This is a genomic window from Bradyrhizobium tropiciagri, assembly GCF_018130505.1.
Taxonomy (GTDB): Bacteria; Pseudomonadota; Alphaproteobacteria; order Rhizobiales; family Xanthobacteraceae; genus Bradyrhizobium; species Bradyrhizobium tropiciagri_B.
This window is the reverse complement of the sequence record NZ_JAFCKH010000003.1, coordinates 84,177-102,143: the sequence shown is the minus strand read 5'-3', so window position 1 is coordinate 102,143 and position 17,967 is coordinate 84,177. Positions and strand designations below refer to the sequence as shown.

Genomic DNA, 17,967 nt, shown 5'->3' with positions numbered 1-17,967 from the left:
GGCCTCTCGGCGCCGGATACCATCGCCGGAATCAGCCTGCCGTCACCTCGGATCATCGACGAACGCAACCACGGTGCCCTTCGCGATGCTCTTCGCAACCCGCTCGGCGTCCCAGTTGGTCAGGCGCACACAGCCGTGCGACTCGGCCTTGGAGACCTTGCCCGGCGAAGCCGTGCCGTGAATGCCGTAGCCCTCGGCCGACAGATTGATCCAGACATTGCCGACCGGATTGTTCGGACCGGGCTTGATGGTGAACGGCTTGCGTGACCGGACTTCCTTGAATTTGTAGTCCGGATTGTAACGATAGGTCGGATTGCGATGGATCTCGGTAACCTTCAGGTTGCCGGTGGGAGACGGCTTCTCCTTGCTGCCGACCGTCGCCGGATAGAAGCCGACCAGCGCGTTCGACTTGTCGAACAGTTTTACGACCTGCCGATTCTTGTCGACCTCGACGTGATCCGCCTTCGCCGGCGGCGCGGCACTCGCGGTATCAACCACGACAATGGTCGCGCCGGCGCGGTCGAAGCGTTGCCCCGGGTTGAGGCTCGCCAGCAACGGCTCGCTCATGTGAAAGCGCTCGGCCAGCATCTCGCGCGGGCTGGTGAAGCCGAGATTCGGGATGTCCTTCATCTGCTCCATCTTGGCGGGAAGCCTGCGCAGGAACGGGCCGGCGAGATCCTGTTCGGTGATGGTGTAGCTGGTCATCACGGGGCGATTGTCCCCGCGGAGCGCCGTCCAGACCTCGTCGGTCATTGCGTCGGAGCTCGGTAGTTGCCGGGCTTCCGCATAGGCCCGAAGCGCTTTCTTGGCGTTCTCGCCGAACTTGCCGTCGATCTCGCCGGGTGAGAAGTGCGCGCGATCCAGCAGGACCTGCAACCGCACGCCCGGCGGCGTCGGCTTTTCGTTCGACAGTGTCTTGCTCGACGGCTCGGCGGCTTCGATGGCGGCGGCGTCCATCCCGGCGCCGAGCGCTGGCGCAGCCACCAGGGCGAAAGCCAGGATCATGCCGACCTTGCTTGATTTCCCGAACGACATTGCCGCGCCTCTCGCCTAGCCGATGCTCTCCACACGATTGCATTTCGATGAAGAGAACGGCCGAGCGGATGCGCAGTTCCTGTGTCGTGCCGCGAGGCCCTTACTTGACCCGCGTTCCGCCGGTCTCCGGATGCGCCAGCCAGCCGAGCAGCGCCTCGTGGAAGCGGGCCGGCGCCTGGATCTGCGGCGAATGGCCGAGATCGGGGAATTCGATCAGCTGCGCATGCGGAATCCGCTTCACGGCTTCCTTGCCGAGCACCGGGTAGTTGCCGAGCGTCTTGCGGATCTCGGGCGGCGCGGTGTCCTTGCCGATCGCGGTGGTGTCCTTGTCGCCGACGAACAGCAGCGTCGGCGGCTTGATCTGCTCGAATTCGTAGAACACCGGCTGCGTCGCGATCATGTCGTAGAGTCGCGCCGAGCTCGATGCCACCGCCGCGCGGCCGGGGCCGCGATACATGCCGGCCAGCATCTGCACCCAGGTTTCGTAGGACGCATCCCAGGTGTCGGCGTAGTAGGTGGCGCGCTCATAGGCGCGGATCGCGTCGGCGGAGACGCGGGTCTCACGCTGCATCCAGCCGTCGAGGCTGAGCCACGGCACGCCCTTCGCCTTCCAGTCCTCGAGGCCGATCGGATCGACCAACACGAGACGATCGGTTGCCTGCGGATACATCAGCGCGTAGCGCATCGCCAGCATGCCGCCGGTGGAGTGGCCGACCATGATCGAGTGCTCGATGCCGAGCGAGGCGAGAAGCGCGCGGCTGTTGCCGGCGAGTTGCTGGAAGGTGAACTGATAGCGCTCGGGCTTGCTGGATTTGCAGAAACCGATCTGGTCCATCGCGATGACGCGATAGCCGGCGCCGCTCAGTGCCTTGATGGTGCCGTCCCAGGTGGCGGCGCAGAAATTCTTGCCGTGGAACAGCACCGCGGTCTGACCGTTCGGCGTCGCCGGCTTGACGTCGAGATACGCCATGTCGAGCTCCTGCCCCTGCGAGCTGAAGCGATAATGCTGCACCGGATAGGGATACTCGAAACCCTGCAGCTCCGGTCCGTAGGCCGGTTCTTCGCTCGCCGATTGCGCGAATGCGTGGGACGCGCCGAGCGTGAGCGTCGCGGCAATTGCGGCATGAAACAGGGCTTTGAGCTGCATCTGGCGGGATCCGAAGGTCAGAATGATCTGGCGATGCCGTAGCCGATCACGCCGGTGCCATCCAGCGGTGCGCCGATGATTTGTTCGTGATCCAGCGCCGCCCCGCTACACCGGATCGAAGGCGCGGATCGGCGGCAGATTGCCGTTGAAGCGCTCGACCTCGACGACGGTGAGCTGGCCGGTGCAGCCTTGCGCGAAGGACGAGGTACCGATGTCGCGCGTCAGCACGTTCGGATTGCCGTGGACGCAGAGCGGCGCCTCCTCGTCCGGGTCCATCGGGTCGTACCAGGCGCCGGTCGGCAGCTGCACCACGCCGGGCGCGATGCCGTCGGTGACATGCACCGCGGCAAGGCAGGCGCCGCGGCCGTTGAACAGGCGGATGATGTCGCCGTCCTTGATGCCGCGCGCCTCGGCGTCACGCGGATTCATGCGCGCGACCTCGCGGCCGCGGTGCTTGGCGGCGAGCGAATGGCCGCCGAAATCGAGCTGGCTGTGCAGCCGTGTCACCGGCTGATTGGCGACGAGGAAACACGGCGCATCCGGCCGCGGCATGTCGGTCTTGTCGAGCCAGACCGGATGGCCCGGGCAGTCCGCATCGCCATGGGCAGCAATCTTGGCCGAGTAGATCTCGATGCGTCCGCTCGGCGTCGGCAGCGGGCGCGCGATCGGGTCTTCGCGGAAACGGCGCAACTGGCCGCCATCGTCGGGCTGCTGCGGGACGACGAGGCTGCCGCGCTCCCAGAACTCTGCAAAACTCGGCGCTTCGAGCCCCTGTGCGGCGAGCGAGCGGCGGGTCGGCTCGTAGAGATGCTCCAGCCATTGCCGCGACGTGCGGCCTTCGGTGAAGGGCTCGCGGGCCCCGAGCCGCTCGGCGAGGTCGGCGAAGATCTCGTAGTCGTCGCGCGCAAGGCCGAACGGCTCGGCGATCCGATGCATCGCGACCATCAGCGGATCGTTGGTGGAATAGCCGATGTCCTCGCGCTCCAGCGTCATGGTCGAGGGCAGCACGATGTCGGCGTGCCGCGCGGTCGCCGTCCAGGCGAGTTCATGCACCACGAACGTATCGAGCCGCGCGAACGCCTTGCGCAGGCGGTTGATGTCCTGGTGGTGGTGGAACGGATTGCCGCCGGCCCAATAGACCAGGCGGATGTCCGGATAGCTGCGCGTCTCGCCATTGTAGCGATAGGTGGTACCGGGATTGAGCAGCATGTCGGCGATGCGCGCCACCGGGATGAAGTCGGCGACGCCGTTGCGGCCCTGCGACAGCGTCGGCCCCGCCACCGCGTTGACGCGGCGGCCGTAGTAGCCGATGGCGCCGAGCGAATAGGCGTAGCCGCCCCCACGCAGGCCGATCTGGCCGAGCGCCGCCGCCAGCACCATGCCCATCCACACCGGCTGCTCGCCATGCTCGGCGCGCTGCAGCGAATGCGAGACGGTGATCAGCGCGCGGCGCCCGGCGAGCCGGCGCGCGAGCGTCCTGATCACATCAGTGTCGATGCCGCAGATCGCGGCGGCCCATGCGGCGGTCTTCGGCTGTCCATCGCTCTCGCCGGTCAGGTAGCGCAGGAACACCGGCCAGCCTTCGGTGTAGCGATCGAGGAAGGCCTGATCGTGCAGGCCCTCGGTGACCAGCGTGTGGACGATGCCGAGCATCAGCGCGGTGTCGGTGCCGGGCAGCGCGGTCATCCATTCGGCGCCGGCCTCGACGGGCAAATCGTCGCGCAGCGGGCTGACCAGCACGAATTCGCAGCCGCGCCGGCGTGCGGCGTCCATGGCGCCGCGCTCGACATGCTTGCTGATCGAGCCGCCGGCGACCATCGAGTTCTTCAGCGCCATGCCGCCGAACGCCAGCACGATGTCGGTCTCGGCGGCGATCTGCTCCCAGGTAACGTTGCGCTTGGTGATCTCCTCATAGCCGGCGAGGATCTGCGGCAGCAGCACCGAGGACGCGCCGGACGAATAGGTGTTCACCGAGCGCACATAGCCGCCGAGCGCGATGTTGAGAAAACGATGCACCTGGCTCTGCGCGTGGTGGAAGCGGCCCGCAGAGGACCAGCCATAGGAGCCGCCGAACACGGCCTGGGGACCGACCGTGTCGCGGATGCGCGAAAGCTCGCCGCCGAGCAGGTCGAGCGCCTGCTCCCAGCTGACGGAGACGAACTCGTCGCGGCCGCGGCGGTCATCGGGCCCGGGGCCACGCTCGAGCCAGCCGCGGCGGATCGCCGGCTGGGCGATGCGCGCCTGGTGGCGCAGCGCACCGGGAAAATTGTCGATGATGCGGTTCGGATCGGGATCGGCGGCGTAGGGCCTGACCTCGAGACCGGCCTTGCCGAGACGCGCCGAGAACACGCCCCAATGCGAGGTGTGCGGCTTGAAGCCGTCGGACAGGTCGAGGCCGGGATCGGGGAAGCCGAGTGTATCGCTCATCGTGTCTCCTTCATCCGCAGGCCGGCGACCGGCCGCTGCGGGTGCAACAACCGGCCCAGTATAATGATCCAATCGGCAATGTCGCGGGGTTGAGGGTTGCCGGAACCGCAGGCGGCCACGCGCTCCGTGATGCGCGCTGCCCAATTACCGAAGAACAACCCCATGCAAAGTAGAAGGCGGCCGCCGGCGCGCAACTGATCGCTTGACACGTCGGGCAACTCAGTGGCATTCTTCCAATATTCCGAAATCGTGCAGCCAACGCATCGTCCCGCCCCGGCGGACGCGCCGGCTTGCGCTTCAACGCCCGAACATCCTCATCTCAATCGAAACGCGCGACCTGCTGCCCGCGGCGAGCGATCGCCGGCGCGTGGCCGGATCGCGCCCGCCAGGACACATCGACATGACCCCCATTCCCGCCCCCACGACGGCAACGGCGATCGCCGCCGCCGGCCCGACCCCGGCTGCCGCCACCCCGCGGCTGAAATTCTCGCCGCACGGCTACGCCATCGACCATCCCGACCCTGCGCTCGGCGAGCAGCTGATGGCGAATGCGCTCGGCGTCGCCGACCGCGAGGCGATGGACGGCATCCTCCGGCAACTGGTCAAGGCCAGCGTGAGCGGCGGCAACCCCGACGAGGTCAACCTCAATTTCATGATCTCGATGGTGAACAGCATTCGCCCGCGGGATTCCATCGAGGCCATGCTGGTGGCCCAGATGGTGTCGGTGCATGTGATGGCGATGCGCTGCGCCCATCACCTCGCGCACGCCAAGGACCTCGCCCAGCACGACAGCGCCGCGCGCGCCCTCGGCCGGCTCGCCCGCACCTTTCCCGCCCAGATCGAGGCGCTGAACCGCCACCGCAGCCACAGCGAGCCCGCCATCACCGTGCAGAACGTCAAGGTGGAGGACGGCGGCAACGCCATCGTCGGCAACGTCACCCAGCATGCGAGCGTGATCGTTGCGGAGCAGCAGCCGGCATGCGCGGCGCGGAAGGCGAAGGCCGCAGGCTCGCGGCGGCGGCGCGAGCCCGCTAATGCCGAGGCGCAAGCAGAGGCGTGAGCGATCACACCAGACACACCGGCGCGATGCTGGCGAGCCCGCGCTGCGGCGCAAAAACCCGCAGCGGTGGTGCGTGCCGCGCGCCGGCAGTGCGCGGCAAGAGGCGCTGCCGCATGCACGGCGGCGCCGAAGGGTCCGGCGCGCCCCTGGCAAACCGGAACGCGCACAAGCACGGGCTGTTCAGCAATGCCGCGATCGCCGAGCGGAGGGAGATCCGGATGTTGTTGGGTGAAGCGCGGAAGCTGCTGAATGAAATGAAGTAGTCGGCTGTTGTTGGCCTGTCCTCTCGCGAGAGGAGACGGCGGGTGCTGCCTGGCCGGGACACAAGCGAGAGGGAACCAGCACGCTTGCCCGGGAGTAGCCCAAGCGGGCCATGGCAATTGCCACTTCTTCCCGATATAGTGAATAGCGCGCTCGAATGGGCGCGGAGATCGGCTCCGGCGCGTTACCTCGCCAGCCCCGGGAGGACAGCGCTGGAGCCGGCCCGCCTCTAGGGAGAGAGAAGCTTGACATGGACAGTGTCGAGTACAGCCTCGCGGGTCTGGCACTTGTTGCGCTCATCATCGGTGCGAGCTGGCTGCTGATCGGCTGACCCCGACGATCGGCGCCACGCATTGCCGTTTTTTCCCGGCATAGGCATAGGCCTATGCGCGTGGCCCGGCTTGTTGGAACCTCTATACCCGGTATGGTGAATATGCGGTCCATTCGCGTGGTTGCCGCTAGGGTGCATCACGAGCGCCTGACAATTGTCTTGTATAGACTTGGCCCCGGCGCTTCCCGCTTCCGGGGCCCTTTCTTTTTTGTATGTGCGAATTGGAGCATTGAAGAAGGCGGCCGAGGACTACCGGCGCGAGGCCGCAAAGGAGAGCTGACGTCCCGCCTCAAGTGGGGGGACGCGCTGCCGCGTGCACGACGACGCGGAGGGATCCCGGCGCGCCAACGCGGTTGGCTTTTCTATAGGCCGACAAGAAGCGCACAACTCGAAACCTGAACGCCGAAAAAAGGCAAAGCCCCAGCTTGGCGCCAGGGCTTCTTTCTACATCGGTCGTCAGAATGCGCGTCTTCTTACCAACTAGACCCTACGCAAGACATACTGAACATGGTCCGCTATCCATGATGAGACTTTTCCCACATCACTTGCTTCTTTCCGCCGCGCATCCGGGACCGGGAAGCTGTGGTTATCCCCCGCGATAGGGGTTTGCCGGCGCAATCAAAAGTTTAGTCAATTGAACCTCTTCTTCGGCTTTACGTAGCTAAGGGATCGCCTGACGGTTTCAAGCCATACGAGCGCGACCAAAGGCTCATTCAACTTACTGATTTTAGATGCCTTTTCGTTAATGGAATCTCAGCCGGAAAACGCTATATTATCGGTATGGATAAGGTAACGGCCCCCTCGACCGCGGAATACATCCGGACCCTCGCCCGGACGTCCCACGTGTCTTATTCCGAAGGTCCTAATGACCGCCTGGCCCACCATATCTCACGCCTGGCCGGGGATACGGTCGAGTTGGACGAGATTGAGCGGTTGCTTATTGGCCTCGTCCGTGCGGCGCGGATTACGCGCTCGGAAATGATCCTTCTCCAGGCCCGCTATTTGCGCGAAGCCAGGCCGTGACGTTTGATCCGTTCGGCGACTTCGAAGCGCGCGGATATCTACGCAATCTTGCCCAAGAGAAAGATGCCGCGATTGTAAGGAGGCTCGAACATGCCTCCTTCACAACCGGGATAGACGATGCATTCGCGGCGCTCCGGAAAAGGAAGGCCCTGACCTACGCGGACGTACTCGCCACGCATGAGACCCTCTTCGAGGCGATGTATCCGTGGGCGGGACAGGACCGACTCCAGACGGCGCCGAACATCGCCGTTGGCAGGGGCGGCGTTCTGTTTGCGCATCCTAAGTCCATCCAAGGCGCAATCGAGTACGCCTTGAAGCTCGGCAATGACGCCGAGACCATGCGCCGGAAGCCCGGCGAGGTCATGGGCTATCTGGCGCACGGCCATCCCTTTCTGGATGGCAATGGCCGCACGATCATGGTTGTTCACGCAATATTGGCTCAGCGCGCCGGCTTCAGCATCGATTGGGCCTCCACGGACAAGACCGCCTACCTGCAAGCGCTCACGAAAGAGCTCGACGAGCCCGGCAAAGGCATCCTCGATAAATATCTCGAACCCTACATCCGCTCGGCGGTGAGCGATCTCACGGAACACATCGCTGCAACCAGGGGGCTCGATGGAAGCACGGGCGAGACGGACGCCGTTCGCGGAAGCAACGACGATCCGGCAATACAAGCCGAGTACGAACAGCAGCAACTCAAGCGCGACGAGCAAACCAAGCCCGACACCGCCTCCTGAAATTTCGATCCGGAATTGCGGTGACAGCGCATTTATTCAATCAACGAGGAGGTAGAGGCACCGTCACCGTCATGCGACGGCTGCAGCCCTTCGCACAGCTTCAGTCATTCCCCACGCCGTAGAATCACGGGGCGCTGCCAGTCTCAACCTCCCTTCCCCACCTGCCGGTGCTGCGGTACGCTTCCGACCTTTCAGAAATACATTTCCAAAAGCAATTCATGTGGGAGGGGTTCATGCTTCGATTGATTGTGTGCTCGCTCGTCGCCGCCAGTCTGATGGCACTGGCAGTCCCACCGTTTGCGTCGGCGCAGCAACAGCCCGGAGCGCGGCCGGTGAATGCCCAGAAGCTCGAGAAGTGCAAGCAGCTCGCGCGCGAGCGCGGCTTTCAGGGCGGCGGGTTCACGAAGGGGGCGATCAAGCCGCGAGATTTCATCATTGCGTGCATGCAGGGCAAGGTCACCTGAGCCGTTCGTTGCTCTGAAGCAGCCGGGGCCGCCAGACGCCCCGGTTTCTTGCGGGCCCGCTCCTGGCAGGCGATTTGCGATGTGGGCGTGAACAGTTCGGCGCCGGGTTGTCCGGTGTGCTGAACTCAGACACGCGGAGCACGCAAATGAGTTTGCATCGTCGTTTTGGAACAGGTCGCCCCGGCACCACGCTCGAGTCGAAGATCGGCAGGATGCTGTCCGACCTCGTCCTGGCCTGCCGGCAGATCGAAGCCGACATCGCGGCCGAGGAAGAGCGCGCGGGGATCTCCAACCGATCGGACGCCAGGTATCCGATCCTGGCGAGGTCGCTGAACGAGCGCTGCGCAAATCTCAAGGGGACCATTGCCACGCTCGAAAAGCGCGTCATGGAGACGTCCCGGCTCGACGCGGCGTAGTTCGCATCGCGCGGCTACCGGAAGACTACGGTTCTCCCTTTGCGCTGTGGGTAAACCGGTCAAGGCGTCTTAATTGAATCGTCAGTACGTGCTCGGTTGGAGAGGGGACGGCGCACGGCGCGAGCCGCGTGGACATTGATGGAGGCCCGGATGCACAGGCACTTCGGTTTGAAGACAACATCGGCAGCAGCACGGCCGGCGTTCACGGCATCGTCCAGAGACTTGGCGGAGCAGACTGCATCGGCTTCTGCGTCGAAGAACCGGTTTGCGGCCAGTTCAACAGCGCCGAAGCCTGCTTCGCAAAGCGCGGACCTGCCGTACTCGCCCACGAGCTGGCGGGGCTGCTGCGGCCGGCGATCCATCTCGGCAGACTGACGATCGACGCCACGGGCAAGGCGGCTGCATCGAGCGCGGCGGCGCGCAGGCGCGCCGCCGGATCGCCGGGACCTCAACCCGGCGCCATCGCCTTTTCGAACGCCGCCATATCCATCCAGTTCACGCCCCAGAGATGGCCGTCGGGATCCTCGAAGCTGCGGCCATACATGAAGTCGTACTCGTCCACCGGCGACGGATCGACCACGCCGCCGGCGGCGCCGGCCTTGCCGACGACGTCGTCGACCTCGGCGCGGCTGTCGGCCGAGATGCAGAGCAGGACCTGGCTGGTGGTCTTGGGGTCGGCGATCGTCCTGCTGGTGAACTGGCGGTACTTGTCGTGGGTCATCAGCATCGAGTGGATGGTATCGGAAAAGACCATGCATGATGCGGTGTCGTCGGAGAATTGCGGGTTCTTGACGGCGCCGATCGCCTGATAGAAGGCGGTGGCGCGCGCGAGGTCGCGGACGGGCAGGTTGATGAAGATCATTTTCGGCATCTGGCGGGGCCTTCCTGTTGGTTGCGGCCCTAGGACGAACCGGCCTCACCGGGGCCGACATCGCCGCCTGAATTTTATTGCGTTGCAGCCTTCCGCGAGCCGGGCGGTCGCGGGGAAGCCACCCGCAAAACCGGTCATCACGGCCGCAGCCGAAGGTCGCAGGAACCAGCCGCGCCTCAACGCATTGACGCTGCACACCATTATGGAGGTCAGGATGAGGAAAATTGCACTCGCGGTCCTGGCGGTCGGCGCGATCTCGGCCGCCACGGTCGCTCCCGCCGAAGCATGGCGCGGCGGCTGGCGCGGCGGAGGCTGGCACGGCGGCGGCTGGGGCCCGGGCATCGGGTTCGGCCTCGCGGCCGGCGCACTGGCCTTCGGCGCGGCCGCGGCGGCGTCGCCCTACTATTATGGCGGGCCCGGCTATTACCCGGGTTATGCGTACGGCCCGGGCTATGGCTATTACGGCCCGCGCTATTACCGGCCGCGCGTCTACTACCGTCCCTACGCCTATGGCGGCTACTACGGCCCCCGCTATGGCGGATGGGGACGTCCCTACTACGCCGGCTGGTGATCACCCCGGCGATCGGGAAGGCTTGGCGCTCCCGGCATGTTGTGCCGCCCGCTCTGGCGACGGGGCGCTGCCCCCCTCGCCCCGTTCTTACGGGGTCGAGACGAGCGAAGCTCGCTCTTAGAGGGTTGGGGTGAGGGGCTGTTCCCGCAAACACGGTGACAGCTGGATTCGCGGAGGCTCCCCCTCACCCGGAACGCATCTTGCGATGCGTTCCGACCTCTCCCCGCAAGCGGGGCGAGGTGAATCGTAACTGTTAGATCTTGTGCTCGTACAGCAACCGCGCGCGGATGGTTCCCTCCAGCGCGCGGATGTCTGCGAGCACGCGCTGGCTGTCGGCGGCCGAGGCGTCGGCATCGAGCACCACGTAGCCGACGTCGTTGGCGGTCTCGTAATATTGCGCCGCGATGTTGACGGCGTGGCGGGCGAGCACTTCGTTGAGGCGGCCGAGCATGCCGGGCAAATTGCGCTGCACCTGGATGAAGCGCGTCCCTAAGGGGCGCGCCGGCAATTGCACCTGGGGGAAGTTGACCGCGCCCATGGTCGAGCCGGTGTCGCTGTAGTCGACCAGCTTGCGCGCGACCTCGGCGCCGATCCGCTCCTGCGCCTCCTCGGTGGAGCCGCCGATATGCGGGGTCAGGATCACATTCGGCAGGCCCTGCAGCGGCGACACGAAGCGGTCCGCGTTCGACTTCGGCTCGACCGGGAACACGTCGACGGCGGCGCCGCGCAGCCGGCCGGCGCGCAGCGCCTCGGCCAGCGCGTCGAGATCGACCACGGTGCCGCGGCTGTTGTTGATGAAGAACGCCCCCGGCTTGATCGCGGCGATCTCGTCGCGGCCGATCATGCCGGCAGTGGCCGGCGTCTCCGGAACGTGCAGGCTGACGACGTCGCTCTGCGCCAGCAGCTCGTGCAGCGTCGCGGTCGGCTCGGTGTTGCCGTGGCGCAGCTTGTCGGTGTGGTCGTAGAAGATCACCCGCATGCCCATCGCTTCCGCCAGATATGACAGCTGCGAGCCGATATTGCCGTAGCCGACGATGCCGAGCGTCTTGCCGCGCACCTCGAGGCTGTCGTCGGCGGACTTGTCCCAGCGCCCGTCATGGGCGGCATTCGAGCGCGCGAGGATGCGGCGGAACAGGAACACGATCTCGCCGATCACCAGTTCCGCGACGCTGCGGGTGTTGGAGAACGGCGCGTTGAAGACGGGAATGCCGGTGCGACGCGCGGCGTCGATGTCGACCTGGTTGGTGCCGACGCTGAAGCAGCCGATCGCGATCAGGCGGTCCGCGGCCTCCAGCACGTCTGATGTGATCTGGGTGCGCGAGCGGATGCCGAGGATGTGGACGCCCTTGATGGCCTCCTTCAGCGCCGCGCCCTCCAGCGCCTTCGCCAGCCGCGTCGTGCTGGAATAGCCGGCGCCCTCGATCAGCTGCACGGCGCTGTCGTTGACGCCTTCGAGCAGCAGGACGCGGATCTTGTCCTTGGCGAGCGAGAATTGGGGCGTGTTGTCCACGATGGCGGGTCCTTCGGCGAGAGCTTGTCGGCGCGCATGTCGCGCATGCGCCGCGTTCTAGCCAATCTCGCCCGGCTACTCCAGACCCGCCCCGCGCCGGCTCAGGACAGGCCCTTGCGCAGCCGCAGCCGGTCTTCCAGCCAGTCGAAGATCACTTCATTGGCAAGGGTTGGATTATCGATGTGGCCCTGCATGGCCGCGGTCTCGGCGCGCCGGAACAGGATCAGCCTGGCGTCCTGATGGACGTTGCCGAGCCCGTCGCCGAATTCGATCAGGGAGTCCGGCAGCAGCCAGCCGCCCTCGCCCGCGGTGACCAGCAGCGGGCAATCGATGCTGCGCGAAATCGCGTTGGGCTCATCGGGGCAGCCGGCCCGGCCGCGGCCGCTCGCGTGCCGATAGAAGAAACTTCTCTCGTGCAGGTCCCAGATGCCGGCGTCGCAAACCGCGGCCGCAAACCGGGCATCGCTTGCGGCGGCGCGGGCCACCAGCGACGAGCTCCACGCGTCCGCCACGATGGCGATCCGGCTGCTGTCGACGCCGGGCTGCTCGGACAGAAAATCCAGCACATGGCTCATGGCGGCTTCGAACCGGTTGCTCTCGAGACATACCGGCGACAACGTCGTCCGCGTGCCCAAGAGATCCACGGTCAGCAGCGAGAGCCCGCGCTCGTTCGCGTGACTGGCGTACTTGGCGATCAGCTCTTCCTTGTAGGAGCCCGGCTCGCCGATGCAGACGATGACGGGGGCATCCTCGCGGAAGGCCGACGGCAGATAACAGGCCTCGAGCGTCAGGTCCGGTGTCCAGGGAATCGACAGGATCCGGCCGGCCGGCACCCGGCTGCCGAGATAATTCTTCGCGCATCGCCGCATGCCGTCGACGGCGCATTCCAGCAGATCGTTGGAATATCCGAACGGCCGTGCGGCGGCGTGGAAATAGCCGATGGCCCGGAGCCAGTTGCGGCGGGCGGTGATCAGGTTGCCGTTCAGGGACGACAGCTCGGCCCGCGCCTCGTTCGTTTCAGCGGTCTTGATCCACTCTTCCGCCCAAGAGATTTCCGACGCGAGATTGATCCGGCTCAACGTCAGCCAGCATTCGGAAACCGTCGAACCGCCCTCCTGCGCGGCAGCCAGCAGCCTGATGAACTCCGCCGACAGATCCTCGCGATCCGGAAAACAGGGCCAGCCCTTGTCATCGAACTCGACGCTGCTTGAATTGGCGCCTTGCGCCCGGCGGTGCCCATGCATTTTCTGGTCAACTCGTTCGCGGCTCGGAAAGAGTCCTCATCGTGTTCTTGGCAGGCACGGCTTCGGCTGCGCGTCGTCCGGATGTTCGAGCGCCGGTCGGTCGCGACAGCCGGCGCTTGCGGTTGTCGTCGCCACGGAATCGTCGAGCGATGTCTCCGGCGCAGCAGACCCGACCGGCAAAGTGGACACGCTCAACGCGGTCGTTCAGCACGCTTGCGGCTCAGTATGAGGCATTGTGACACAGCCTATGGAAATGTGCAGTCAGCGAGATTACCTGCATTTGGGGAGATATGCGCTCGATCTGGTCACGTTGACGTGAGAGCGACGTGAATTGAATCCGGCGGCAATCAACTTCCTCTCCTGATTTGCGCGCACCTGGTTTGCTGGTCGGTACGTTCGCGTGCGCCAATTCGACCGCCGATCCGAAAACGATGCGAGATGTTGGATCGTCCAACGCCCATCACCCGCTCCGGAGAAAACGCGGCGGCACTTCGTCATTTAGTTGAAATGATTCTGCGATCGCAATCGTTGATATGGCCGCGCAGGATTGCGCTGCGCTTATGCCTGCCTGCGAATTGTTTCCGAGTTTGTCGCTCGCGGTTCCTGCTTCAGGACGCGAGTACCGCTTCTCGCACGGAGCGCACTCCGAAAAATGAAAACCTCCGGCAGGGCATTGCCGGAGGTTTCTGGAGGTTAGTTCATGAAGATCTTGGAGGTCTCCTCATGGTCGGCAGCAAAAGCTGACACCCGTTTGTACATGATCTCATTACGTTAGTAAATCATATAATTTACACTTAGTTCAACAAGGAGCCTCGGTTCAACAAAGAGCCCCGACGGCTTCCCGGCGGGGCTCTGTTTTTCAGGATCGGATCTGGTCGACCGGCATCACCAGTTGCGCTGAGCGCGCAGCAGGAGGCTGACGGTGTCCTGGTCCTTCAGCTGATAGATCGCCGCCGGCTTGCCGATGCCGCCGCTGCCGGGGAAGGTGATCGTGCCGGCGTACTTCTGGTCGAGGTGGGTGTAGATCAAGTCTGCCGAGAAGGTCAGGTTCTTGACCGGGGTCCACTGGGTCTGCGTACCGATCTGCCCGATGCTGTAGTCGGGGTTGCAGGAGGTCAGGCCGGCGGTGCCGAAATTGGCGCCGAACGAACCGCCGACACCGGTGCCGGTCGGACCGCAGATCAGGCTCTTGGCGGTGCCGTTATACATGATTCCGGCGTAGGCGCCGTAGATGCTGGTGTTCCAATAGGGATTCCAGTTGTGGACGTACGCACCACGGAAGCCCCAGGTCTGTACCAGCTGCTGCTGGCCGCCGCTCGCGAACACGCTGTCCGGCGCGATGCCGAAGCCGATGCTCTGATAGGCGCCGAGCAGATTGGTGCCGCTGAAGATGGTGTTGGCACCGGCCGAACCGGCGAGGTCCTGGATGTTGTAGCGCGTCGCACCGTCGGTGTAGACGCCCTGCAAGTTGATCGTGTCGCCGGGTCCGGTCGGGAGGTTCTTGATCGACAGGGCCAGCTGACCAGCCCAGCCCCACTTGTCGTCCGGATGACCGGTCAACTCGGTCGCACCGTAATACGCCGCGTGATTGTCGTGCGCGGCGAACGACGCCTGGAACAGACCCCAGGCCTGATCGACACGCAGCATGCCGACGAAGTCCGGCGAGATCGTGCCGGCATAGTCGCTGGCGCCGTACGGGCCGAGACCGGCAGTCCCGGCAAGGCCGAGGTTGTTCACGCCGGCCTGGTAGTAGGCGGCCTGATCCTGCGCCGACAGCGACAGCGACACGCCGTTGCCGAAGTCCGCGGTGTAGGTGAACTGGTTCACGCCGGTGACGGTGCCGCCGCCGCCGACGAGACCGTCGTAGCTGTTGCCCGGATAGTTGACCCAGGGCGTGCTGAACTGGGAGACCGCCTTACCGATGGTGAAGCCGGCGAACTGGATGAAGGCGTAGTAGACGCCGACCGTGCCGTAGGAACCGTTGCCGGCGCCCCCGTTGTTCGGAGCCGAGCCCGGAGCAACCGTGCCGCCGCCGCCGAGCGGTGCGTACACCGTCGCGCCGGGAGCCGCACCGTTTCCGCCGTAATTGTCGGTGGTCCAGGTGAAGGTCGCATCGAAGAAGGTGCGGACCACGCCGTACTCGGTCGCGGTGCGCGTATCGACGTTGAGGTCTTCGCGCGAGCGCCAGGTGTAGCCGTTGGTGAAACGGTTGTTGGCGGCGCCGGCGCCCGAGGTGTTGCCGGTGTAGACGGAGTTGCCGTTGGCGAGAACTTCAACGCGCAGATAGCCGCCCAGCTTGATGCAGGTGTCGGTGCCCGGGATGTAGTAGAAACCGGGACCGTACAGCGAGCAGACCTTCACGTATTCGATCGCCTTGGCCTTGACCGGAAGGTCGGCCGCCTGAGCTCCGCTGCTCGCGACGAGAACCGCCGCCGAGCCGAACAAAAGGCCCTTGATCATCTTCATGCTTATCCTCCAACTGATGCCTTGCGTTGCCGGCAAAGCGACAAAAGTGTCCCCTCCCGAAAGCCGCTGCCCCGCAGCGATTTTCGAGATGCCAGTGGTCGACTTTGCCACCGCAGGTGCCAGACGGCGGGTGCCCCCCTCCGTCCATACCGCGACTATGCATTAGTTCTTCACATGCTCAACTTATATTACTTAATCACTTTCTGGTTTTGCCCTGCATGTGTCATTCAGGCAACGCCCGGATGAACATTTTCGCCGAGCCGCCTTCAAAACGAGCCGGATATCTGTGAAGATGACTTATTCGTAAGGAAGGCCATGAACGAGCGCAGATCGACTGATAAATTCCAGGATGCGGCTGAGCGATTGGCTTGGGAGATCGTGTCGACCAGCGTCCGCCTCGACGAGTTGCGCGGCATCTGGGCCAGGATGATCGGAATCACCGGTCCGCAATGGATGATCATGATGGTGCTGGCCAATGCCGACGACCGCGCCATCGGCATGCCGGTCGGCGCCGTTTCGCGCGCGCTGCGCGTCGACCAGTCGTTCGTGGTGACGCAATCGAAGCTGCTCGAGAAGAAGAACCTGCTGCGCCGTAAAAGTTCGAGCGAGGATGCACGCGTCGTCAACCTGTCGCTGACCGACCACGCCCACAAGCAGATGGCGAGCCTGTCCTCGCAGCGCAAAGAGCTGAACGAGTCCGTCTACGCCGAGCTCGACCTCAAGGAGCTGCTGCAGTTGACCAGCAAGATGAGCGCGATCAAGAGCCGGCTGGAAAAGGCGATGCTGAGGATCTCGGCCGAGCTGTGAGGAGAATCACGAGTCGGCCTCGCCGAACTCAGTGAACCAAATCGCCCCGGCGCAGCTGCACGCGCTTGCCGTCATATTTGATTTCGCGAGCATTACGTCCCCTGACGGGAGCCTTGCGCGGCAGGGTCGCGAGTGGGCCGATGAAGCCCGGCACGGAACTCACAACTTTTGTGGGATGCTTCATACTCAGATCAAATGCGCGAACATAAACTCGGATTTTCAGACCGAGTTTCCAATGGACGAAGAATTTTGCCGCGAACGCCTGAGGACGGTCAAGGAATTGGCCGAGAAGGCGGACCCCTTCATCAAGCGCCGGCTTTTGGAGCTGGCCGGACACTACGAGCGCCGCATCAACGAAAATACGCGCCCGCCAGAACCAGCGCGACAATCACGATCGCCGCGGGAATAGCAAGCGCCCGCGAACGCCGTGACGGCGCCGTCGGATGCTAAACGAGCTGAGCGTCTTTCGAAAACGACACGGAAATTCTTATATCTGCGGGTGGCGGCACCCTAAAGAACCGTCCGAGCCGGCTTGATCCTATGCGGCTCAGGTGCGGGATGGCGCGTACGACGTCCCCCGGCTGCTTCGTGCGATTCCGAAGTGCATTGTCAATGCGCCGGATTTCTCGGCCCACTTGGCGAGGCGGATCGGCTTTTTCCCTGTTCGCGCTCGCCGGTGATTGGCCTAATATCTGCGAGGCATCTGCTCTTGCCCGGTCAACGGCAACGGCGGTTGGTATTGAGCGCGACGTTCTTCGCACGGGTCTTTATAACAATTCTGTGACAGGCGCGTGCTTTCCACCGCTCCATCCAAAATCGTTGTGCGGGCGGCCTTTCCGTTAATGAAATTTTAGCTGTCGTGTTGCGCACTTAAGGTTGCAATGATAGAGAGCTGCGCACATAGATATTGCAGTTATTTGACGGGTTCGCGGGGGACAACATGGGTGGGGCAGCTGCGGCGTCCGCGGCTTCGGCGGACTATGTCGAGGCGTCTATCTCGTTTGCTCGGGAAGTGATTCAGTCCACGCTTAACGAGAGCCATTCCGACCACGAGGACGCTTGGTCCGTATTCACCGCCATTGTGCCCGAGGCGCTCGTTGAAGAGCACAAAGGTGACTTTTCGACGTCCGACTACGACGCGCTCCAATCCATCCTCGCTCAAAGGTTCGAGGCGCTACAATCGAACGCAACGCAATTTGAAGACAGTGATGTCAAGAAGAACGTCTCGGAACGTGCCGAGGCGGCCGTCGGCATCTCCAAGATCACCGATAGTCCTCAGTCGTTCGGGAGCGTGCCGCTGGAGGTCTTCCTGCCGCTCGTCGTGGTCGGCTTAATCGTGGTGAACCTCGATTACGAGCGGGTGGCAAAGCGCACCGAGGGCGGAAAAGAAATCTCGGAAAAACTCAAGGTCAAGATCTCGACCGCGCAGCTTTCCAAATGGGTCGGTACGCTCGCCACAAAGGCGCTTTCCAATCCGGCCGTCCAAGGATTACTCGCGCAATTGCAAGACACTGCAGCACGGCTTCGCAGGAACGACATGGCTATTCGAGGCTCCGATCCAAGCGATGGCGCTGGATCGGATGAGTAGGGCTGGGAC

At 64.2% G+C, this 17,967-nt stretch carries 16 protein-coding genes; 8 read left to right on the top strand and 8 right to left on the bottom strand.

Going from position 1 to position 17,967, the window contains the following annotated elements; all coding sequences use genetic code 11:
- Nucleotides 1-42 precede the first annotated feature (42 nt).
- The 3 genes from JQ633_RS08135 to JQ633_RS08125 all read right to left on the bottom strand — a co-directional run bounded on the left by JQ633_RS08135 (nt 43) and on the right by JQ633_RS08125 (nt 4,609).
- A complete protein-coding gene (locus tag JQ633_RS08135; RefSeq protein WP_211984389.1) occupies nt 43-1,035 on the bottom strand; it encodes a L,D-transpeptidase family protein in 993 nt (330 codons plus the stop codon).
- Between the two features lie 100 nt (nt 1,036-1,135).
- Nucleotides 1,136-2,182, bottom strand: coding sequence for an alpha/beta fold hydrolase (locus tag JQ633_RS08130; protein ID WP_211984388.1), 1,047 nt, complete (start codon nt 2,180-2,182; stop codon nt 1,136-1,138).
- Between the two features lie 105 nt (nt 2,183-2,287).
- The gene (locus JQ633_RS08125; RefSeq protein ID WP_211984387.1) at nt 2,288-4,609 is read right to left on the bottom strand and encodes a molybdopterin guanine dinucleotide-containing S/N-oxide reductase; all 2,322 of its coding nucleotides are present in this window, start codon (nt 4,607-4,609) and stop codon (nt 2,288-2,290) included.
- A gap of 400 nt (nt 4,610-5,009) precedes the next feature.
- Between JQ633_RS08125 and JQ633_RS08120 the strand changes: the two genes are divergently transcribed.
- The 5 genes from JQ633_RS08120 to JQ633_RS08100 all read left to right on the top strand — a co-directional run bounded on the left by JQ633_RS08120 (nt 5,010) and on the right by JQ633_RS08100 (nt 8,901).
- Entirely contained in the window at nt 5,010-5,669 is a 660-nt protein-coding gene (locus JQ633_RS08120) for a hypothetical protein (protein WP_211984386.1), read from the top strand.
- Nucleotides 5,666-5,932, top strand: a complete 267-nt coding sequence (locus JQ633_RS08115) for an HGGxSTG domain-containing protein (RefSeq protein WP_349631536.1) — start codon at nt 5,666-5,668, stop codon at nt 5,930-5,932. Before JQ633_RS08120 ends, JQ633_RS08115 begins: the two co-directional genes overlap by 4 nt.
- Nucleotides 5,933-7,280: 1,348 nt before the next feature.
- Nucleotides 7,281-8,021, top strand: a complete 741-nt coding sequence (locus JQ633_RS08110) for a Fic/DOC family protein (protein WP_211984385.1) — start codon at nt 7,281-7,283, stop codon at nt 8,019-8,021.
- A gap of 233 nt (nt 8,022-8,254) precedes the next feature.
- Complete coding sequence (locus tag JQ633_RS08105) at nt 8,255-8,485, top strand: hypothetical protein (RefSeq protein WP_211984384.1); 231 nt, start codon at nt 8,255-8,257, stop codon at nt 8,483-8,485.
- A gap of 146 nt (nt 8,486-8,631) precedes the next feature.
- A complete protein-coding gene (locus JQ633_RS08100) occupies nt 8,632-8,901 on the top strand; it encodes a hypothetical protein (protein WP_211984383.1) in 270 nt (89 codons plus the stop codon).
- Between the two features lie 448 nt (nt 8,902-9,349).
- Here JQ633_RS08100 and JQ633_RS08095 read toward each other — a convergent pair whose 3' ends face one another.
- Nucleotides 9,350-9,772, bottom strand: a complete 423-nt coding sequence (locus tag JQ633_RS08095) for a VOC family protein (protein WP_211984381.1) — start codon at nt 9,770-9,772, stop codon at nt 9,350-9,352.
- A gap of 214 nt (nt 9,773-9,986) precedes the next feature.
- Between JQ633_RS08095 and JQ633_RS08090 the strand changes: the two genes are divergently transcribed.
- On the top strand, nt 9,987-10,343 hold the full coding sequence (locus tag JQ633_RS08090) for a hypothetical protein (RefSeq protein WP_211984379.1): 357 nt from the start codon (nt 9,987-9,989) through the stop codon (nt 10,341-10,343).
- Nucleotides 10,344-10,596: 253 nt separating this feature from the next.
- Here the strand turns inward: JQ633_RS08090 and serA are convergent, their stop codons facing one another.
- The 3 genes from serA to JQ633_RS08075 form a co-directional block, all read right to left on the bottom strand.
- A complete protein-coding gene (gene serA, locus JQ633_RS08085) occupies nt 10,597-11,853 on the bottom strand; it encodes a phosphoglycerate dehydrogenase (protein ID WP_211984377.1) in 1,257 nt (418 codons plus the stop codon).
- 101 nt (nt 11,854-11,954) lie between these two features.
- Complete coding sequence (locus JQ633_RS08080; RefSeq protein ID WP_211984375.1) at nt 11,955-13,097, bottom strand: dienelactone hydrolase; 1,143 nt, start codon at nt 13,095-13,097, stop codon at nt 11,955-11,957.
- 885 nt (nt 13,098-13,982) lie between these two features.
- Nucleotides 13,983-15,563, bottom strand: coding sequence for a porin (locus tag JQ633_RS08075; RefSeq protein ID WP_211984373.1), 1,581 nt, complete (start codon nt 15,561-15,563; stop codon nt 13,983-13,985).
- Between the two features lie 315 nt (nt 15,564-15,878).
- On the opposite strand from JQ633_RS08075, the gene JQ633_RS08070 reads away from it, so the two are divergent.
- Entirely contained in the window at nt 15,879-16,370 is a 492-nt protein-coding gene (locus JQ633_RS08070; protein WP_211984371.1) for a MarR family winged helix-turn-helix transcriptional regulator, read from the top strand.
- 28 nt (nt 16,371-16,398) lie between these two features.
- Here JQ633_RS08070 and JQ633_RS08065 read toward each other — a convergent pair whose 3' ends face one another.
- A complete protein-coding gene (locus tag JQ633_RS08065) occupies nt 16,399-16,758 on the bottom strand; it encodes a hypothetical protein (protein ID WP_211984369.1) in 360 nt (119 codons plus the stop codon).
- Nucleotides 16,759-17,310: 552 nt separating this feature from the next.
- Between JQ633_RS08065 and JQ633_RS08060 the strand changes: the two genes are divergently transcribed.
- Nucleotides 17,311-17,958, top strand: coding sequence for a hypothetical protein (locus JQ633_RS08060; RefSeq protein ID WP_211984366.1), 648 nt, complete (start codon nt 17,311-17,313; stop codon nt 17,956-17,958).
- The last annotated feature ends 9 nt before the right edge of the window (nt 17,959-17,967 follow it).

Bases quoted from the DNA above. Each gene is read 5' to 3' on its own strand.
- JQ633_RS08090 (WP_211984379.1), top strand. From the start codon at position 9,987: ATGAGGAAAATTGCACTCGCGGTCCTGGCGGTCGGCGCGATCTCGGCC.
- JQ633_RS08135 (WP_211984389.1), bottom strand. From the start codon at position 1,035: ATGTCGTTCGGGAAATCAAGCAAGGTCGGCATGATCCTGGCTTTCGCC.
- JQ633_RS08080 (WP_211984375.1), bottom strand. From the start codon at position 13,097: ATGCATGGGCACCGCCGGGCGCAAGGCGCCAATTCAAGCAGCGTCGAG.
- JQ633_RS08120 (WP_211984386.1), top strand. From the start codon at position 5,010: ATGACCCCCATTCCCGCCCCCACGACGGCAACGGCGATCGCCGCCGCC.
- JQ633_RS08060 (WP_211984366.1), top strand. From the start codon at position 17,311: ATGGGTGGGGCAGCTGCGGCGTCCGCGGCTTCGGCGGACTATGTCGAG.
- JQ633_RS08130 (WP_211984388.1), bottom strand. From the start codon at position 2,182: ATGCAGCTCAAAGCCCTGTTTCATGCCGCAATTGCCGCGACGCTCACG.
- JQ633_RS08075 (WP_211984373.1), bottom strand. From the start codon at position 15,563: ATGAAGATGATCAAGGGCCTTTTGTTCGGCTCGGCGGCGGTTCTCGTC.
- JQ633_RS08105 (WP_211984384.1), top strand. From the start codon at position 8,255: ATGCTTCGATTGATTGTGTGCTCGCTCGTCGCCGCCAGTCTGATGGCA.
- JQ633_RS08070 (WP_211984371.1), top strand. From the start codon at position 15,879: ATGAACGAGCGCAGATCGACTGATAAATTCCAGGATGCGGCTGAGCGA.
- JQ633_RS08095 (WP_211984381.1), bottom strand. From the start codon at position 9,772: ATGCCGAAAATGATCTTCATCAACCTGCCCGTCCGCGACCTCGCGCGC.
- JQ633_RS08100 (WP_211984383.1), top strand. From the start codon at position 8,632: ATGAGTTTGCATCGTCGTTTTGGAACAGGTCGCCCCGGCACCACGCTC.
- JQ633_RS08125 (WP_211984387.1), bottom strand. From the start codon at position 4,609: ATGAGCGATACACTCGGCTTCCCCGATCCCGGCCTCGACCTGTCCGAC.